At 59.6% G+C, this 17843-nt stretch carries 14 protein-coding genes; 10 read left to right on the top strand and 4 right to left on the bottom strand.

The window, feature by feature from the left end; genetic code table 11:
• Positions 1-142 precede the first annotated feature (142 nt).
• Entirely contained in the window at positions 143-1555 is a 1413-nt protein-coding gene (locus tag ABD827_RS02030) for a sodium:solute symporter family protein (RefSeq protein ID WP_344961877.1), read from the bottom strand.
• Positions 1556-1700: 145 nt separating this feature from the next.
• Here ABD827_RS02030 and ABD827_RS02025 point away from each other — a divergent pair, with 145 nt between their 5' ends.
• Together ABD827_RS02025 and ABD827_RS02020 are read left to right on the top strand one after the other, a co-directional pair.
• Positions 1701-2633: a LysR family transcriptional regulator gene (locus ABD827_RS02025; RefSeq protein ID WP_344961875.1), complete on the top strand. Its 933-nt coding sequence runs from the start codon at positions 1701-1703 to the stop codon at positions 2631-2633.
• Between the two features lie 589 nt (positions 2634-3222).
• The gene (locus ABD827_RS02020) at positions 3223-4803 is read left to right on the top strand and encodes a methyl-accepting chemotaxis protein (protein ID WP_298717515.1); all 1581 of its coding nucleotides are present in this window, start codon (positions 3223-3225) and stop codon (positions 4801-4803) included.
• 21 nt (positions 4804-4824) lie between these two features.
• Here the strand turns inward: ABD827_RS02020 and ABD827_RS02015 are convergent, their stop codons facing one another.
• Together ABD827_RS02015 and ABD827_RS02010 are read right to left on the bottom strand one after the other, a co-directional pair.
• Positions 4825-5682, bottom strand: a complete 858-nt coding sequence (locus ABD827_RS02015; protein WP_344961871.1) for a LysR substrate-binding domain-containing protein — start codon at positions 5680-5682, stop codon at positions 4825-4827.
• Between the two features lie 209 nt (positions 5683-5891).
• On the bottom strand, positions 5892-7208 hold the full coding sequence (locus tag ABD827_RS02010) for a DEAD/DEAH box helicase (protein WP_344961870.1): 1317 nt from the start codon (positions 7206-7208) through the stop codon (positions 5892-5894).
• 292 nt (positions 7209-7500) lie between these two features.
• On the opposite strand from ABD827_RS02010, the gene ABD827_RS02005 reads away from it, so the two are divergent.
• From ABD827_RS02005 to ABD827_RS01995, 3 genes are read left to right on the top strand one after another with little or no spacing between them, the layout of a single operon-like run.
• Entirely contained in the window at positions 7501-8616 is a 1116-nt protein-coding gene (locus ABD827_RS02005) for an ABC transporter substrate-binding protein (RefSeq protein WP_344961869.1), read from the top strand.
• Entirely contained in the window at positions 8613-9698 is a 1086-nt protein-coding gene (locus ABD827_RS02000) for a FecCD family ABC transporter permease (protein WP_344961867.1), read from the top strand. Before ABD827_RS02005 ends, ABD827_RS02000 begins: the two co-directional genes overlap by 4 nt.
• Entirely contained in the window at positions 9695-10465 is a 771-nt protein-coding gene (locus ABD827_RS01995; RefSeq protein ID WP_344961865.1) for an ABC transporter ATP-binding protein, read from the top strand. Before ABD827_RS02000 ends, ABD827_RS01995 begins: the two co-directional genes overlap by 4 nt.
• Positions 10466-10795: 330 nt before the next feature.
• On the opposite strand, the gene ABD827_RS01990 is transcribed toward ABD827_RS01995, so the two are convergent.
• Positions 10796-11095: a DksA/TraR family C4-type zinc finger protein gene (locus tag ABD827_RS01990; RefSeq protein ID WP_425567955.1), complete on the bottom strand. Its 300-nt coding sequence runs from the start codon at positions 11093-11095 to the stop codon at positions 10796-10798.
• A gap of 310 nt (positions 11096-11405) precedes the next feature.
• Here ABD827_RS01990 and clrA point away from each other — a divergent pair, with 310 nt between their 5' ends.
• Genes clrA through ABD827_RS01965 form a run of 5 tightly spaced genes read left to right on the top strand, consistent with a single transcriptional unit; the run spans position 11406 to position 17832 of the window.
• Positions 11406-14174, top strand: coding sequence for a chlorate reductase subunit alpha (gene clrA, locus ABD827_RS01985; protein WP_344961863.1), 2769 nt, complete (start codon positions 11406-11408; stop codon positions 14172-14174).
• 12 nt (positions 14175-14186) lie between these two features.
• Positions 14187-15167 (top strand): chlorate reductase subunit beta, encoded by a 981-nt coding sequence (gene clrB, locus ABD827_RS01980; protein WP_344961860.1) that lies wholly within the window; start codon positions 14187-14189, stop codon positions 15165-15167.
• 14 nt (positions 15168-15181) lie between these two features.
• Positions 15182-15901, top strand: a complete 720-nt coding sequence (locus ABD827_RS01975; protein ID WP_344961858.1) for a molecular chaperone TorD family protein — start codon at positions 15182-15184, stop codon at positions 15899-15901.
• A gap of 13 nt (positions 15902-15914) precedes the next feature.
• Complete coding sequence (locus ABD827_RS01970; RefSeq protein ID WP_344961856.1) at positions 15915-16694, top strand: ethylbenzene dehydrogenase-related protein; 780 nt, start codon at positions 15915-15917, stop codon at positions 16692-16694.
• A gap of 22 nt (positions 16695-16716) precedes the next feature.
• On the top strand, positions 16717-17832 hold the full coding sequence (locus ABD827_RS01965; RefSeq protein WP_344961854.1) for a P-loop NTPase: 1116 nt from the start codon (positions 16717-16719) through the stop codon (positions 17830-17832).
• The last annotated feature ends 11 nt before the right edge of the window (positions 17833-17843 follow it).

Here is a 17843-nt window from a genome sequence, read left to right as displayed (position 1 = left end):
AGGGAGGGGGCAGAGCCCCCTGTTATTTAATTATCTTTGTAGAATTTGTAAGACATTACACCGATGGCCAGCGCCGTAAGAATACAGGTGGCGGAGGTGGCATAAACGACGATTTCGAACCAGTGCATAACGACACTCCTTGTTAGCTGTTTTTGGTAACGAGCGAGGTGGCCCGACTGTTTTTAAAGGTGTGATAAATCACGGTAAAAGTCAGAAGGTTGGCCGAGACACCGGCGACCAGTGCCGACAGTCCCGTCATGCCGCTCAGATCCCAGGGGCCCCATTTCCACACAATGGTGACCAGGGCACCGGCGATGATGGCACCGATGGCCGACTTGCTGCATTTAAGGTCCAGGAGCACACCCAGCACAAAAGGAATGAGAATGGTCGGCGCCCACAATGAATAACTGATCAGCAGGGCATCGATGATGGAGGTCGCATACAGGGCAAACACCACGGCGCCGATACCAATTAACAGGTTTACCAGGCGCTCAATCCACAGTTTATTTTTCTCGCCGACATCGGGGTTGATAAAGCCCTGATAGATATCCTTGACGAAGATGACCGACGCCGAGTTGAGGTAGGAATCGGCAGTCGACATCACCACCGCCAGCAGGGAGGCGAGTACCAGACCCGTGATTCCCAGAGGCAGGGCGGTTCTGATCAGTTCGGGCATGGCCAGGTCCGGGCTGATATCCGGGTACAGGATCAGAGCAATGAGGCCAATAGTCGAGCTGACAAAATAGAACAGAAAACCAAACACACCCGAGATGGTATAGCCTATCTTGGCATTGCGGGAGTCGGGGGCCGCCAGGGCGCGCTGGGTATAGGGAGGCACCAGAGTTTCACCCAGTAGAAAGGCGATAAACAGGCTCAGGAACATGCCGGGGCCGTAGTCGCCCATAATGCTGAAATGGCTGTCGGGTAACCGGGCAATCAGCTGTTCTGCGCCACCCACTTCATTGATGCCGATCAGCAGGGTGATGGGCATGAAGATGGCCAGCATCAGAAACTGGACCACATCGGTCTGTATGACCGCCCACATGCCGCCAATGGTGGAGTAAAGCAGCACCACGCCCATGCCGATCAGAATGCCGGTGGTAATATCGATGCCGATAATGGCATTGAATACGGTTCCGACCGCCAGTGCCTGGGCACCCAGGATCCCGATACAGAATATCAGTGAAAAGATACCGGTAATCAGCCGGGCATAACGACCGAACTGTTGTTCCATGATATCGCCCACCGTATGGGCACCGATATACCGCTTCAGTTTGGGAGCAATGAATATCCCCGTTAATACGGTAGCTATCGGAAAGGCGCTGGCCGCGAACATGAAGGCGTAGCCGTGATCAAATGCCTGCCCGGCCCGGCCCATGGAGGCACCACCGCCGAGGAAGGAGGCGGCCAGGGTAGCAAACAGAATGGGCCAGGTTATCTTGTTGCCGGCAACGGCAAAGTCGGCGCTGGAGTTTACCTTTTTGACACTTCGATAACCTATGTATCCCAGCAATATAAAGTAGGCCAGCAGGCCCATCACATCCAAGTAGTGCATAACACTCTCCTACGTCCATTTTTGTTGTGAGAATGTATTCATTATGTTAATCCTCTAGGTATAAGATCAAATAATACTTTTTGATGGATGTATAAGAGAAATCTTTACCCTGTTGGTTAACATCATACGCTGCTCGAGGTCGTTCATGATCCCCAAGATAAATGCAAAACAACTTTACATATTTCAAGAGGTTATGCGTGGAGGTAGTATCAGCAAGGCGGCGCGGCGCCTGGGGTTGACGCAACCGGCGGTCAGTTCGGCCATTGCCAACCTTGAGAGTGATATGGGCTTTATGTTGTTCAAGCGGAACCACTACGGTACCGAGATGACCATCGAGGCCAAGACCTTTTCCGAAGGGGTGGAGCGAGCACTGAAGGCGCTGAGTAATCTGGAGGAACTGGCCGAAAACCTGAAGAATGGCAGGGTCGGAAAGTTGCAGATAGGCTGCATGCCGGGACTGGCAACCCTGGCACCCAGGATTGTTGCCGGCTTTATGCGTAACAATCCAGACGTGAAGCTGTCTTTGCAGACATTCCCATCCCGGAAGGTAGAAGAATGGGTTGCCGGCGGCCATTTCGACCTTGGAATAGTGGAAAAACCACAAGCAAAAAATGAGCTGGAGATTTTTCCCTATAGTTTCCGGATGTTTTGTGCGTTGCCACCAGGCTCACCGCTGGCCGTCAAGCAGGAAATCACCATCGAAGATCTGGAGGACAGGCCGATTATCACCCTGGGTGATGCGCATCAGAGCACCATGCAGTTGCGCAGCCTGGCTTACAAACACAACTGTTCTCTCAATGTGGTCGCAGAAACGCAGTTGTTCCCCTCGGCGATGGCCCTGGTCAATGAGGGGGTCGGCTATGCGCTGATCGATCCGGTCACTGCGATGGAATATGGAAAAAGAAATGACAATACAGTGGTGTTACGACCCTTTACGCCGAAAGTCGAGTTCGAGGTGGCTATCATTCTGCCGAAATTTCATTTGGTCTCTCGGCTTTGCCATCAGTTTCAGACCGCTTTGAAAGCGGAATTTGATCAGATGGCAACGTCTTTCTCAACAGAGACATTCGAACGATAAGCTCTTCCTTCGTTAATGCTAGAGGCCCGTGCTTGAGGTAGTCGAGCAACATGCGGGAGGCCGGGGTCAGGGTGTTGGTGTCATAACATAAACCGATGGCCAGTTGGGTATTCTGGGCTCCGGCACCCTGCTGGCGGTGATGATAGGGCCGGTGTTTATCTCGTCCTTCTTGCCGGGGAATGCCTGGCGTCCAGCGTCATCTATGTGGCGGTCAGCAAGCTGACCCAGGGGGCCACCTCTGCGGTGATGGCCCGCGCCAGCTGAATCGTATCTTGTCATTGAGCCAAAGCCCGGATCTTCCGGGCTTTGGCTCAATGACAAGCTGTCAGCGTCTTGTTCGTTTTGTTGATGAAAAACAATTTCTTTGGATACCGTTCGGTTGACTCCGGCAGGCAAAAAATCGTGAAGAAAAGAAACAAAAAGAGGATCTGTTTGAGGACTTTTTCTGGTGGGTTCACAAAACCGTAATATCTATATGGATATTATCCATAAGTAGTATATGGATATAGGTGATGTCGGCGAAGACACAAAAAGCGATACACCAACCAGACGACAGGGATGTAAAGCGGTCATTCACAAGGAAGATGTAATGAGAAATAACCAGCCCGTGAGCGGGCGTAACATCGAATTGCCGGAGGGAGTCAATATTCTCTCTACCACCACCCCAGACAGTCATATCACCTATATCAACCAGTCCTTCATCGATATCTGTGGCTTCGAGCGCGAAGAACTGCTCAATCAGCCGCACAACATCATTCGTCATCCGGATATGCCGGCCACGGCGTTCAAGCACATGTGGGCCACGCTCAAAACCGGACAGTCCTGGATGGGACTGGTCAAGAACCGCTGCAAGAACGGCGATCATTACTGGGTGAATGCCTACGTCACGCCCATTCAACGGGACGGACAGATAGTGGAATTCCAGTCGGTACGCACTCGCGCCGAGCCGGCGAAGGTGCAGGCCGCGGAGCGGCTCTATGAAAAGCTTCGCGCCGGCAAGGTACAGGCTGCCTCGCGACCGGGGCTGAGCCACTGGCTGGCGCTGGCCAATGTCGGTCTGCTCGCCGTGGTGCTACTGGCTCTGGCGGCGATATCCGGGGTGGCCTGGACTCATGCCCTGGCGATGGCACTGGTGGGCGGCACGGCATCAGTACTGCTGAACATGGCGTTATTACGGCCCTTGCGTCGGTTGGCCGGCCGGGCCAAACGTTATGCCGACAATCCGCTGAGTCAGCAGGCCTATACCGGTCGTCGTGATGAGCTCGGCCAGATCGATTTTGCCCTGCAAATGGCCCAGGCCGAAGCTGGTGCCGTGCTGGGGCGCTTGTCGGATGCGGCCGAGCGCCTGGGAGGCCATACCCGTCATCTGCAGGATGAACTGACCAGCAGCGATGGCCTGACGCGGCGTCAACAGTCCGATACCGAGCAGATTGCCACCGCCATCAACGAAATGGTGAACAGCATTCAGAATGTAGCCGGCAGCGCTCAGCAGGCGGCGAAGGCCGCCGAGCAGGCAAACGCGGATACCGACAGCGGGCGACAACTGGTGGCACAAACCAGTGCTTCCATTCATGCGCTGGAGCAGGAAATCGAGCGGGCGGCCGAGGTCATTCATCAGCTGGAGGATCATGGTCGCGAGATTTCGGTGGTGCTGGATGTGATCCGCGATATCGCCGATCAAACCAATCTGCTGGCGCTGAATGCGGCCATTGAGGCGGCTCGGGCCGGTGAGCAGGGCCGTGGTTTTGCGGTGGTGGCCGACGAGGTGCGCAACCTGGCCGGGCGGACCCAGCAGTCTACCGCCAATATCCAGCAAATGATCTCGGTGCTGCAGCAAGGCACATTCAATGCCGTGGCCGCCATGGCCAGCAGCCGGGAGCAGGCGCAGGGTAGTGTGGAACACGCCCAGCAGGCAGCCGGCGCGCTGGAGGGAATTGGTCGGCGGGTGAAAGACATCACCGAAATGAACCTGCAGATTGCCGCGGCGGCCGAGCAGCAACGGGATGTCAGCGAAGAAATCAACCGCAGCATCAGCAGTATTCGAGTCGCCGCCGACAGTCATGTGGACAGCGGGCGTAACAACCGCGAGAGCTGTGGTGAAGTAGTGAAACTGACCGGCGGCCTGAGCGAGCTGTTCCGCCAGTTCTGGGCTCAGCGGCTGAGTGCCTGAGCGAGGACTTAATCCTCGGGCTCAGAGTGCGTTGAGCCCGTGTTTGAGGTAGTCGAGCAACATGCGCGAGGCCGGGGTCAGGGTGTTGGCGTCATAGCAGAAGCCGATGGACAGATTGCCGAGAGTAGGGCAGGGGGCGAAGCTCGCCGAGGCTTCCAGTCCCTCGGGTACCGTGCTTCTGGACAAGGCGCTGATGCCCAGCCCGGCCTTGATGGCGGCATGGATCCCCAGCAGGCTGGAGGTGCTGTAAACGATGCGCCAGGGCTGGTTGGCCTGGGTCAGGGCATGGATGATCGACTTGCGATACAGGCAGCCCTTGGGATAGAGGATCAGGGGCAAGGGCGCCTCCGGCTCCAGCATCAGGTTGCTGCTGCGCACCCATACCAGCGGCTCTATGATGTAATCGGTCAGCCTCTGCTGGGGCAGGCCGCTCTCTTCTATCGCCATCACCAGATCATACTCGCCCTTGCCGTAGTCATGCAGCAGGTTGGCGCTGATGTCGCTGCTCACGTCCAGGGTCACATTGGGATAAGCCTGAGAAAAACGGCCGATGGTGGTGGCCAGAAACGAGACTTCGAAGTCGTTGGGAATGCCCAGGCGCACCGAGCCGCTGACCTTGGGTGAGCTCAGGCGCGATACCACCGCATCGTTCAAGTCCAGCATTTTCTGGGCATAACCCAGCAGTAGCAGGCCTTCTTCCGTCAGCTGCAGGCCGCTGGCGCGATGAAACAAGCGAATATCGAGCAGCTCTTCCAGCCGCTTTACCTGCAGGCTGATGGCGGGCTGTGAGCGGCCCAGTCGCTCGCCGGCCGGGGTAAAGCCGCCGAGCTGATTGATGGTGACGAAGGTGCGTAGCAGATCCGTGGGCAGGTTCTTCATACTGAAGCGGCATCATTTTATAAATCAATGGTCACATTATTAACATTAAATTAATAAATGAAAGCCCCCCACTGAAGAAAAATAGATGAAGGTGGTCAACCACGGCTGGCATATGCAGTAGTTAATACGTGAGGGGTGAAGGCTTAAAAAAAGGCCGGGGCGCTTGTGCGCCCCGGCCTTTTTTACCGCAACCGCTTGAACGATGGGGATTAGTCGTTGCTGGTCGGCTTCTTGCGCTTCAGCGGCGCCATGCCGTCATTGGAGCCCAGGCCGGTGCCGGTCGGCAGTCGATCACTGCGATCTTTTTGCGCCTTGACCGGCTTCTTGGCCGGCTTGTAGGCATTGGGGCCGCCTTTGCCCTTGTAGCCGTTGCCGCGGGCCGCAGGCTTGTCAGCCCCCTTGGGGCCGGACTTTTTGGCGGCCGGTTTCACGCCCTTGAACTTGCCTTCCAGCCCTTCAATGGTCACGAAGGCGATATCCTGCTGCAGGAAGCGCTCGACCCGTTTGAAGGCGTCCCAGTCTTTGGGGCCCACCAGTGATACGGCGGTGCCCTTGGCACCGGCACGACCGGTACGACCGATGCGATGCACGTATTCTTCCGCCTGCTTGGGCATGTCGAAGTTCACCACCAGCGACACCTGCAACAAGTCCAGCCCGCGGGAGGCCACGTCGGTGGTGATCAGCACCTTCTGCTGGCCACGGCTGAAGCTGTCCATGATGCGGTTACGCTCGGCCTGACTCATGTCACCACTGAGGGCGGCGGTGGTCAGCCCCTGCTCGTGTAACAGGGCCGCCAGCCGCTCGGTATCGGGGCGGGTGGCGGTAAAGATAATCGCCTGCTGATAGCTTTCGGTGGTCAGAATATGCTGCAACAGCGCCTGTTTGTGATCCAGGTGATCACACAGATAAAAGCGCTTCTCGATATCCAGGTGCTCGGCGTTGGCGGCGCCCACGGCGACTCGCTTGGGCGACTTGAGCAGCTTGTCGGCCATTTCGTTGACTTCGGCGTGCTCCAGGGTGGCCGAGAACATCAGCGTCTGGCGACGGCGGTGATCGGCGGCCTCGTTGATCTGGTTCAGCTCCTTGGCGAAGCCCAGATCCAGCATGCGGTCGGCCTCGTCCATGATCAACAGTTCCAGGCCGCTCAGCATCAGCGAGCGGGCATCCAGATGGTTGGCCAGCCGACCCGGAGTGGCCACCACCACATGAGGCTCTTTACGCAGTGCCTTGATCTGCTCGTTGAAGTTTTCGCCGCCCAGCACCAGGGCGATGTTGATGGAGCTGCCGCTGGTGAGCGAGCGCAGTTGTACATACACCTGCTTGGCGAGCTCCCGGGTGGGGGCCAGGATCAGCGCCCGCGGATCCCGCTTGCTCAACGCCTTGGTCTTCATCAGCCGGTGCAGGGCCGGCAGCAGGAAGGCCAGGGTCTTGCCCGAGCCGGTTTTGGAGGACGCGATCAGGTCATGGCCGCTCAATATGACCGGAATGGCCCTGTCCTGAATCTCGCTGGGCGCGGTGAAGCCCATGTGATCCAATGCGGTTAATAGACGGGAATCCAGTCCAAGATCTTTAAACGGTTCGGGTTTTTGCGCCAACGTGCTGCTCCGGTGTGTCATGTGTCAACTCAGAATGGATAGCGTGAGAGTCGACAGAGAAAGTAAGGAAGGAAAAAACAACGGCCATTGTATAAGAATTTTGGCCGGATGTAATGATCCGGCGCCGTCGGCTGTGCGGTGCCGGTGGGGAACAAGCGTTTGCAAATGACAATGGTTAGCAATACTATTAGCGTCCCTTTGTTTTCTATTCTCGAGACTGCTCATGTTCAGAACGTGCCTGTTGCTGCTTTGTGCCTGTTTTACCACGCTGCCGGCACTGGCGGCCGAGCACCAGGTCACCGACCTGCTGGACCGCACCGTGACCCTGCCCGACCAGGTAGACCGGATCATTCTTTCCGAAGCCCGCCTGATGTACATACTGATGCCGCTGCAAAAGGACGACCCCTTTGCCCATGTGGTAGCCTGGGCGGACGACATGGAGCGGGCCGATCCCGACACCTATATCAAGCTGGCCGAGACCTTTCCCGACACCGTCAACACGCTGCCGCGCTTTGGTCATCCCGGCAAGGTGACCTTCGAGGTTGAAAAGGCCCTGACGCTGGATGCCCAGCTGGTGGTGGTCAATCAGGCCTACTTCCAGCTGTGGCAGGAAAACGGCACCCTGGACAAGCTGGAAAAGGCGGGCATTGCCGCCCTGTTCGTGGATTTTCGCGACGCGCCGACCGAGAACACCTTGCCCAGCATCCGCATTCTGGGTGAAGTGCTGCACAGGGAAAAAGAAGCCGAGGCGGTGAATACTTTCATTGCCAACAAAATGGCCCGGATGGCCGAGCGCATGAAAGGGCTGAAGGAAGAAGAGCGGCCGCTGGTGCTGATGGAGCGCGCCTCCGGCATGGGCGACTGCTGCCGGGTATTTGGCCCCAACAACTTCGGTCATTACGTGGAGCTGGCCGGTGGCACCAACTGGGGTAGCGACAAGACCCAGGCCCTGTCGCTGGACATCAACCCGGAAGCCCTGGTCACCGAGCCCTTCGACCTGATCATCGGCACCGGCGCCAACTGGCAGCAGGCCTATCCCGAGGCCAACAGCCTCAACCTGGGTTACCAGGGTGAAGACGAGGATTTGCAGCGTGGATTCCAGGCATTGAGTCAGCGCGCCGGCTGGCAGGCTATCGACGCCGTTGCCAACAAGGAGTTTTACGGTATCTGGCACCAGTTCTACAACAGCCCCACCTATTTCGCCGCCATCGAGGTCATGGCCCAGTGGATGCATCCCGAGCGCATGCAGGGCATCGATGCCGAAGCGGATTTTCGCGAGTTTCACCAGCGCTTCATGCCGTTCCCCTATGAAGGTCGCTTCTGGGTGAAGATGCAATGAGCACCGACGCCATCACGGCCCGTCAGGAAGACCGGCATCACTATCAGTATCACTATCGTCAACACCAGGGACGGCGCCAGCAGTGGGTGGCCATCGGTGCCATGCTGCTGCTGGGGATCTTTCTGCTGGACATGACCCTGGGCCCGGGAAAACTGGGTCTGGTACAGGTAGTCTACACCCTGATGAGTCCGGATGGCGCCGATATGAAATCCCGCTTCATCATCTGGGATATTCGCCTGCCGGTGGCGCTGATGGCGGTATTGGTGGGCGCGGCACTGGGCGGGGCCGGTGCCCTGATGCAGACCATTCTCAACAACCCGCTGGCCGAACCCTTTACCCTGGGCATTTCTCATGCCGCCGCCTTTGGTGCGGCGCTGGCCATCGCCTTCGGCGCGCCGCTGCTGCCCTGGGAGTGGGCCCAGGGCTACATGATCACCCTGAACGCCTTCGTGTTCGCCTGCCTGAGCGCCGGGGTCATCTTTCTGGTCAGCCGCATGCGCGGCTCGACCCAGGAGACCATGATCCTCACCGGCATCGCCATCCTGTTCGTGTTTTCTGCCCTCAACGCCATGCTGCAGTTTGCGGCCAGCGCCGAGACCCTGCAGCAAATCGTGTTCTGGGCCATGGGCTCCCTTGGCCGGGCCACCTGGCCCAAGGTGGGGGTGACGGCGGCGCTGCTGTTGCTGGCCTGCGTGTTGCTGTCACGAAGCGCCTGGCGCCTCACCGCCCTGCGCATGGGCGACGAGGCGGCCGAGGCCATGGGGGTGAACGTGAATCGCATTCGGCTGCTGGTGTTGTTGCTGTCCTCCTTGCTGGCGGCGGTAGCGGTGGCCTTCGTCGGTATCATCGGTTTTGTCGGCCTGGTGGGGCCGCACATGGCGCGCATGCTGCTGGGGGAAGATCAGCGCTTCTTTCTGCCCGGATCCATGCTGTTCGGCGCCATTCTGCTGACCATTGCCGAAATTCTGTCCAAGAGCATCATCCCCGGCGTGCTGTTGCCCATCGGTATCACCACTTCGCTTATCGGGGTACCTTTCTTCGTGTTTTTGCTGGTGGTAGTACGTAGAAGGAGCGGTCTATGAGCCTGACCCTGGAACACCTGAGCCTGGGCTATCGTCAGGGGTTGATCGTGGACGATTTGAGCCTGACCGCCGAGGCCGGCCGCCTGAGTGTGCTGCTGGGGCCCAACGGCACCGGCAAGTCGACTCTGCTCAAGGGCATTGCCGGTCTGCTCGATCCGGAGCAGGGCAGGGTAGTGCTGGACGGCCGGGATCTGGCCGACCTGAGTCGCGCCCGCCGGGCCGGGCAGGTGGTGTACCTGCCCCAGAGCACGCCGGTGGGGGTGCGGATCACGGTATTTGAAGCCATATTGATGGCGCTGAAGGTGCACGGCAAGGTGCGGGTGACCGAGGCGGATCTGGCACTGGTGCGTGGCGTGCTGGACGAGCTGGAGATTGCGCATCTTTCGCCCCGCTATCTGGAGCAGCTGTCCGGTGGCCAGCGCCAGATGGTGGCCATTGCCCAGGCGTTGATCCGCCGGCCCAGAGTATTGTTGCTGGACGAGCCCACCAGCGCGCTGGACCTGTACCATTCGCTGCACATCATGGCGGTATTACGCCGTTTGACTCAATCGCAGAACATGGTGACCCTGGTGGCCATTCACGATCTGAATCTGGCGGCCCGCTGCGCCGACGACGTGCTGGCGGTGAAGGACGGCACGTTGCAGGCCTTCGGCCCCTTGCACCAGTGCCTGCAAGCCGAGCTGATCCAGACCCTGTACGGAGTAGAAGCCGACATTCTGCCCGGCCCGGATCACAGCCTGCTGATCTACCCCCGATTGGCGGGCTGAACTGTGCAAACGTCGGACAAAGGGCCAGCTCCGCCGACTCGCTGTAGACCCTTCCATGGGCGCTCTCTGTTTCATCCCTGAAACAGAAGGTCGGCGGAGCAGATCCCTTCATCCGTCCCTGTGCTGCGGCGCCGCCTGTGGGAGCTCCCTGCAGACAACTCGGTGCTAAGGAGAGGCAACAGAGATTGACTCCCACGACCGTGAAATGCCAGGGACGGCATTTGCCGAGCGTCCCATGGATGGGCCTGAAGCGTGTCGGTGGAGGTAACCCTGCTGTTGCTTCGCCTTGCGGACGCTACCGACGAGTGATCAGGCGTCAGCGGCCAAACCTCACCTTAGCTGACTGTCCTTACTGCCACGCCGGTTGACGCCGTCGACCGCCGTGCGCTGCTTTTCCTGCTCGGCCTGACACCCGATGCACAGCCGTACGCCCGGCACCGCCTTGCGCCGCGCTTGGGGAATGGAAGCGTCACATTCCTCGCAGTGGCTCAGACTCTCGCCGGCACCCAGCCGGCTGCGGGCATCCTGTACCGCGTCTTCCACACTGGCGTCTATCTGATCCTGCACGGCGCCGTCTCGTGACCATCCTCCTGCCATGGTGTTCTCCTGAAGAATACGTTTTTTAGCCATGATACTTCACTTGTCATAAACCCGGGCACGGGGAAAGTCAATCAGGAATGATGGCTGGTTAATTAGGTTTCAAATGAAGACTTTGTTAGCATAAATGACTGTAAAATGTTGCACAATTGATATTTATCGATTGTCTGACTTGTCAAGTTCGGTTGATCTGCATCAATCATCAATGAACTTTAGTGCTTGGACGGAGATTAGCCAATGACGTTCGATTAATGGCGGTGTTATTTTCCTCCCGCAACCCAAAGCGACCAAGACCGGGCTGGCTTGAGTCCGTACACAAGTCGTCGCACAGGAGGACATCAGAATGCACATGTCTAAGATCAAGCGCCGTGATTTTATCAAGGGACTGGGCCTGACCGGCGCCGGACTCGTGATAAGCAGCAAAAGCTGGGCGCTCAACCGCCTGGAGCCCATTTCCAACACCCTCGCTACCGAGTATCCCTACCGCAGCTGGGAAGACTTGTACCGCAAGGAGTGGGACTGGGATTATATCGGCCACGCCGCCCACTGCATCAACTGCATGGGCAACTGCGCCTGGAATGTTTACGTCAAGGATGGTCTGGTGGTGCGCGAAGAGCAGATCGCCAAGTATCCCCAGGTCAACCCCAAGGTGCCCGACGCCAACCCCCGGGGTTGCCAGAAGGGCGCCATTCACTCCACCGCCATGTACGAAGCCGACCGGCTGCGCTACCCGCTCAAGCGGGCCGGCGAGCGGGGCGAAGGCAAGTGGCAGCGTATTTCCTGGGATCAGGCCACCGAAGAAATTGCCGACAAGATCATCGACATTTTCGTTAAACACGGTCCCGGCAAGCTCAAGACCCATCAGGGCTCGGGCAACCAGACCATGGTGCGCCACTCCGGTCCCAACCGCTTTGCGTCTCTGGTAGGGGGCATTCAGCTCGACGGCTTCACCGTGGTGGGCGATCTCAATACCGGTGCCCATCTGACCTACGGCAACCCGCTGGAGAGTTTTACCTCCGATGCCTGGTTTGATGCCGACTACATTCTGATGGGCATGATTAACCCCAACGCCACCCGTATTCCCGATGCCCACTACATCTGGGAGGCCAAGTACAACGGCGCCCGCATTACCAGCACGGCCCCGGATCACAACCCCAGCGCCATTCATACCGACTTGTGGATGCCCATCAATCAGGGCTCGGATCCGTTTCTCGCCATGTCGTTTGTCAACGTCATCATCGAGGAAAAGCTGTTCAAACCCGAGTTCATGAAGGAGCAGACCGATCTGCCGATGCTGGTACGTATCGACAACGGCAAGCTGCTGCGCGAGGCGGATCTGGTGGAGGGCGGCTCCATCGAGGTGTTCTACCACTGGGATCTGACCACCCAACAGGCGGTCAAGGCCAAGGGCTCCATGGGCAGTGACGACAAGACCCTCAAGCTCGGCAACGTCGACCCGGCCATCGAGGGCGAGTTCGAGGTCGATGGCATCAAGGTTACTACCGTATTCGAGCAGGTGAAGCAGGAAGCCGCCAAGTACCGCCCGGAAGACACCTTCAAGCTGACCAATATTCACCCGGACGTGGTGCGTCAGGAAGCCCGCTATCTGGCGAAAGCCCGCAAGGCCATCGTCATGCTGGGCTACATTACCTCCGGCTACTCCAACTGTATTCATATCGGCCGGGCCTACGGGCTGGCGCTGTCGCTGACCGGCCACTGTGGTCGTACCGGCGGCCTGGATACCTCCTGGGTGGTGTGGAATCACCCGAAATGGGCCGAGCTGGCCGAAGTTGGTGACAAGAAACCCCGCTACGAGCCGGGTGGTCTGGGCGAGTTTCTGCGTGGCGGCATGATGGAAGGCGCCCGCGAGCACTTCAACAACAAGAAGCTCAAGGAACGGGTCGGCTTCGATCTCGACGATCTGGACGCCATGATCAAGGAGTCCATCGACGAGGGCTGGATGCCGTATCACGGCGAGATCAAGGGCATGATCTCGGTGGCCGACAATACCTTCCGCCGCAACAAGTTTGCCAACCGCTATCGCGATGAACACCTGCGCCAGGCCAGCGAGCTGTATGTGAATGTCAACGTGCGCATGGACTCCACCGCCGAGTGGGCCGACTATGTGCTGCCGGCGGCGGGCCATTACGAGGCCTGGGATCTGCGTACCCAGGGCTATCACCGGTTTTGTAACGTCTTTACCCGCTCGGTACGACCGGTGGGCGAGTCCAAGCCCGACTGGGATATCATGGCGCTGCTCACTCAAAAGATTCAGGAGCGCGCCATCGCCCGGGGCATAGGTCCCATTCCGGATGGCGATGTCACCCGGGATCTGCACACCATTCACGACGACTTCACCCGCAACGGCGCCCTCAGTACCGACCTCGACGTGTTCACCTATATCGTGGAGAACTCGCCGGAATTTGGCGGTGTCAGCGTGAAAGAGGCGGTGGAGCGCGGCTTTATCGTGATGAACGAACACGCGGGTACCAACCAGCCGCTCAAGCCGGATGAACCCTACAACCCGTTCACCGCCCAGACCGACGGCAAAAAGCCCTACGACACCTTGACCGGGCGCATCACCTTTTATTGTGATCACCCGCGCTTTATGAAACTGGGGGCCACCGTGCCCACGGCGCGGCTCTATGCCGGCCCCGAGACCTCGAACTACCCGCTGCACTTCTATTCACCCCATGCCCGCTGGGGGGTGCACTCCAACTGGCGCAGCAACAAATACCTGCTGCGGCTGCAACGGGGCGAGCCCAATATCTACATCAACCCGGGGCTGGCGGCCGAGCGGGGCATCAAGGACGGCGATCGGGTGCGGCTGTTCAACAGCACCGGCGACTTCTTCGCCCAGGCCAAGTTCTATCCCAGCATTCCGACGCACTCCATCATGATGGAGCACGGCTGGGAGCCCCATCAGTACATTCACAGAAAGCCGATGAACAACGCCATGGCCACCTTTCTGCAGCCGCTGGAGCTGGTGGGAGGCTGGGGCCACCTGGGCTTTAAATACTGCATGTGGAACGCCAACCAGCTGTTGCACGAATCCAGCTTCGATATCGAGCTGGCCAGGGCGGAAGACATCGCCGATCCGCGGACCCTTTAACAGGAGACACTCATGGCTGTAAAAAGACAACTCAGCATGGTGCTGGATCTGAACAAATGTATCGGCTGCCAGACCTGCACTTCGGCCTGCAAGCTGATGTGGACCAACCGCAACGGTCGCGAATTCATGTACTGGAACAACGTGGAGTCCCAGCCCGGGCTGGGCTACCCCCGCGATTACCAGAACATGGGCGGCGGTTTCGATAAAGACGGTGCCCTGCGCCTGGGTCGCCAGCCCAGCCAGGAAGACTACGGTATTCCCTGGGAATACAACTATGAAGAAGCGCTGATGACCGGTACCGACCCCTGGCTGCGCCCCAACGTCAAACCCACCTGGGGCGCCAACTGGGACGAAGACAGAGGCGAGGGGGACTACCCCAACAGCTACTACTTCTACCTGCCCAGGCTGTGTAACCACTGCGCCAACCCGGGCTGCCTGGCGGCCTGTACCCGCAATGCCATCTACAAGCGCCAGGAAGACGGCATCGTGCTGGTGGATCAGGAGCGCTGCCGGGGCTATCGTTACTGCGTTAACGCCTGTCCCTACAAGAAAATCTACTTCAACGAGCAGATTTCCAAGTCCGAGAAGTGCATCTTCTGTTATCCGCGCATCGAAAAGGGTCTGGCCAACGCCTGTGCCCGCCAGTGCGTGGGTCGCATTCGCTGGGTGGGCTACCGGGACGACAAGGACGGGCCCATTCACAAGCTGGTGGAGCAATTCAAGGTGGCGCTGCCGCTGCACGCCGAGTGGGGCACCCAGCCCAATGTGTTCTATGTGCCGCCGTTGTCGTCACCCAAATACGCCTCCGATGGCCGCACGCTCGAAGAGCCGCGCATACCGCTGGACTACCTGGAAAGCCTGTTCGGCCCTCGGGTGGGCGAGGTGCTGGACACGCTCAAGACCGAGCGCCAGGCCAAGGCCGAAGGACGCGAAAGCGCCCTGATGGACCTGCTGATCGGCTATAAGCATGCCGACATGTTCAAGCTGAGCTGAGGGAGAGGTTATTGATGCACACCCAATCCGTTACCACAGAACAGGTATTGGCCCGGGGCAGCGTCTTTCGGCTGGCCGCGGCCATGCTGGATTACCCGCTGGCCGAAACCTGGCAGGCCCTGCAGGAGGGCCGCATGGCACAAGCGCTGAGCCAGGCCATGGCGGTACAGGGCGAGGCCGCCTGGCCCGCCTTGCCGGCAAGCAGTGATCTGAAGGCGCTGGAGGTGGGTTACATGGCCACCTTTGTACAGGGGCGGCGCGGCCGGCCCCAGGTGCCCCTGGTGGCCAGCGCCTACGAAGAGTTGCTGGCCGGCGACACGCCGGGCCGCTACCTGCTCAATGTGCAGGCCTTTTACCGGCATTTCGGGCTCAAGGCCGCCACCGAGGACGAAGGTCATGTCGACGAGCCGGATCACCTGGTGACCATGCTCGAGTTCTGCGCCCTGCTGTGCCACCTGGAGCAGCAGGAACTGGAGAGCGGGCGGGACGCCGGTTCGCCCCGGCGGGCGCTGCGGGACTTTCTGACCCGCTACCTGGTGCCGATGGCCACCAGCCTGCGTGAGCGTTTTAACCGGGAAGCCGATCAGGGGCTGGATGCCAACCTGGCCTGCCTGGTGCAGCGTTTGCCCGACTGGGCCGACCGGCAACGGGAGATACTGGAACATCAGGTTGGCCCCTGTCCGCAGGCGGGTCAGCGCGCCGCGGCCGGCGACGCCGAAGGCATGTGGGATTAATGAGGAACATATCATGAAAGCGATTACGTCCATTTACCGGGCCATGCTGCTGGGGCTGGCCATGACCAGCGCCGCTGCCCTGGCCTATCACAGCGAAATGAACCCCAATGTCATCGAGGTGCAGCCGGGGGACACCGTCAAGGTGGGGCGCATTCCCGGCACCATCTATTTGCGCAGCCAGAACGACCCGGACGATCTGATCTGGGACCGGCTGCCCATGTACCGTGTTGGCCTGTATGCGGCGCCGCCGGTGCATCAGTCAGTCAACCTGCGTTTCGAGCCGGAGCAGGCTTTTGAGGCCAAGCACATGTATTTTCAGGTGGCCCGCTCCGACGAGCGTTTTTACCTGCGACTACGCTGGAAGGATGGCACCGAAGACAGGGCCACCACCGTGGATGATTTTCGTGACGGCGTGGCGGTACAGTTTGCGCTCGAGGGGGCCGACACCTCCTACATGATGGGCTCGGGGCCGGACAAGCCGGTCAATATCTGGTACTGGCGTTCCGACCGGGAACAGATAGAAGACCTGGCCGCCGGCGGTTACGGCAGCACCACGCGTTTGCCGGAGCAGGCCATCGACGGTGCCGGCGCCTGGGTGGCCGAGGAAATTCAACAGGATAGCGAATGGCACGTGGTGATGTCCCGGCCGCTGAAGGTCAAGGGCGAACACCAGGTCGATCTGGAGCGTAAGCAGATTCCCATGGTGTTTGCGGTCTGGGAGGGCCACCACAATCAGCGCGACGGTGACAAGCGGGTGACACCCAACTGGATCCTGCTGGACAACAGTTACTGATACTCAAGGGGAGGAGTTCATCATGACGGTACATCAATTCAACACCGGCCGGGACGACGAGCTGGCCGTGCGGCCCGCCGACTGCGGCCTGGGCCACGCCTGCCAGTTCTGTCCCAAAGAGCCGGAGTGCACCCTGGACAAGCCCCATCACGAAAAGCGGTTGCTGGAGCTGCGCCTCGCTCAAATTGGCCAGATCATTCTGGTGATGGCCAACAAGGGCGGGGTGGGCAAAAGCACCGTCTCGGCCAACCTGGCTGCCGGCCTGGCCGCCCGCGGCTTTCGGGTGGGGGTGGCCGATGCGGATATTCACGGTCCCAACCAGAGCCGCTTTTTCAATCAGGTGGGCCAGCGGGTACGGGTAAGCGAGCGGGGGCTCGATACCCTGTCCTGTTTTGGCGACCGCTTGCCGCACCCGGTGCAGGTGGGCTCGCTCGCCTTCATGATGGAGCGCGATGACACTCCCATCGTCTGGCGCGATGCCTACAAGCACGACTTCATGCATCATCTGATCGGCAGCTTTGACTGGGGGCCGCTGGATTTTCTGGTGGTCGACATGCCGCCGGGCACCGGCAACGAGCTGATCACTTTGAGCGACTTGCTGGAGCAGCAGGCGGTGGCGGCGGTGATTGCCACCACCCCTCAGCAGGTGGCGCTGATGGACAGCCTCAAGGCCATTCGTTTCTGCCAGGAGCGGGGCCTGCCGCTGCTTGGGGTGGTGGAGAACATGGCCGGGGTGACCTGCCCGCACTGCGGCGGCGAGTTTCAGCTGTTCCCCAGAGCCCACCTGGCCGAGGCGCTGGCGGAGCATCGAGTGGCGTCGCTGGCCAGCATTCCGCTGTCGCCGCTGCTGGCCATGGCCTCCGACTCGGGGGCGCCGGTCACCATGGATCAGCCCGAGAGCCCCGAGGCCCGGGCGTTTGCTCCTGTGGTGGATGCCTGCATCGAACACGCCCGGCAGGAAAGCCGGCAGGCCGCGAGCGAAGAGTTACAGGCACTGGTAACAGCAAACGCCGAGGAGCTGGAAGCGCTGCTCAGCGATGTGCCCGAGGAAGACAGGGCCCAGGCTCGGCGTGACCTTGAAGCCCTGCTTGCCGGCGAGCACGACCGGCTGAATCCTGAACGCAACGACGACCGCTAATCATGCACACG

The sequence above is a fragment of the Oceanisphaera sediminis genome (assembly GCF_039539745.1).
Classification (GTDB): Bacteria; Pseudomonadota; Gammaproteobacteria; order Enterobacterales; family Aeromonadaceae; genus Oceanimonas; species Oceanimonas sediminis.
The sequence above is the reverse complement of the archived record's forward strand: the minus strand, read 5'-3'. Positions and strand labels throughout refer to the sequence as shown.

What these genes read in the sequence shown, in the direction of transcription:
- ABD827_RS02025 (WP_344961875.1), top strand. Translation starts at nt 1,701, where the DNA reads ATGATCCCCAAGATAAATGCAAAACAACTTTACATATTTCAAGAGGTT.
- ABD827_RS01995 (WP_344961865.1), top strand. Translation starts at nt 9,695, where the DNA reads ATGAGCCTGACCCTGGAACACCTGAGCCTGGGCTATCGTCAGGGGTTG.
- ABD827_RS01965 (WP_344961854.1), top strand. Translation starts at nt 16,717, where the DNA reads ATGACGGTACATCAATTCAACACCGGCCGGGACGACGAGCTGGCCGTG.
- clrA (WP_344961863.1), top strand. Translation starts at nt 11,406, where the DNA reads ATGCACATGTCTAAGATCAAGCGCCGTGATTTTATCAAGGGACTGGGC.
- ABD827_RS02010 (WP_344961870.1), bottom strand. Translation starts at nt 7,208, where the DNA reads ATGGGCTTCACCGCGCCCAGCGAGATTCAGGACAGGGCCATTCCGGTC.
- ABD827_RS02030 (WP_344961877.1), bottom strand. Translation starts at nt 1,555, where the DNA reads ATGCACTACTTGGATGTGATGGGCCTGCTGGCCTACTTTATATTGCTG.
- ABD827_RS02005 (WP_344961869.1), top strand. Translation starts at nt 7,501, where the DNA reads ATGTTCAGAACGTGCCTGTTGCTGCTTTGTGCCTGTTTTACCACGCTG.
- ABD827_RS01990 (WP_425567955.1), bottom strand. Translation starts at nt 11,095, where the DNA reads ATGGCTAAAAAACGTATTCTTCAGGAGAACACCATGGCAGGAGGATGG.
- ABD827_RS02015 (WP_344961871.1), bottom strand. Translation starts at nt 5,682, where the DNA reads ATGAAGAACCTGCCCACGGATCTGCTACGCACCTTCGTCACCATCAAT.
- ABD827_RS02000 (WP_344961867.1), top strand. Translation starts at nt 8,613, where the DNA reads ATGAGCACCGACGCCATCACGGCCCGTCAGGAAGACCGGCATCACTAT.
- ABD827_RS02020 (WP_298717515.1), top strand. Translation starts at nt 3,223, where the DNA reads ATGAGAAATAACCAGCCCGTGAGCGGGCGTAACATCGAATTGCCGGAG.
- ABD827_RS01970 (WP_344961856.1), top strand. Translation starts at nt 15,915, where the DNA reads ATGAAAGCGATTACGTCCATTTACCGGGCCATGCTGCTGGGGCTGGCC.
- clrB (WP_344961860.1), top strand. Translation starts at nt 14,187, where the DNA reads ATGGCTGTAAAAAGACAACTCAGCATGGTGCTGGATCTGAACAAATGT.
- ABD827_RS01975 (WP_344961858.1), top strand. Translation starts at nt 15,182, where the DNA reads ATGCACACCCAATCCGTTACCACAGAACAGGTATTGGCCCGGGGCAGC.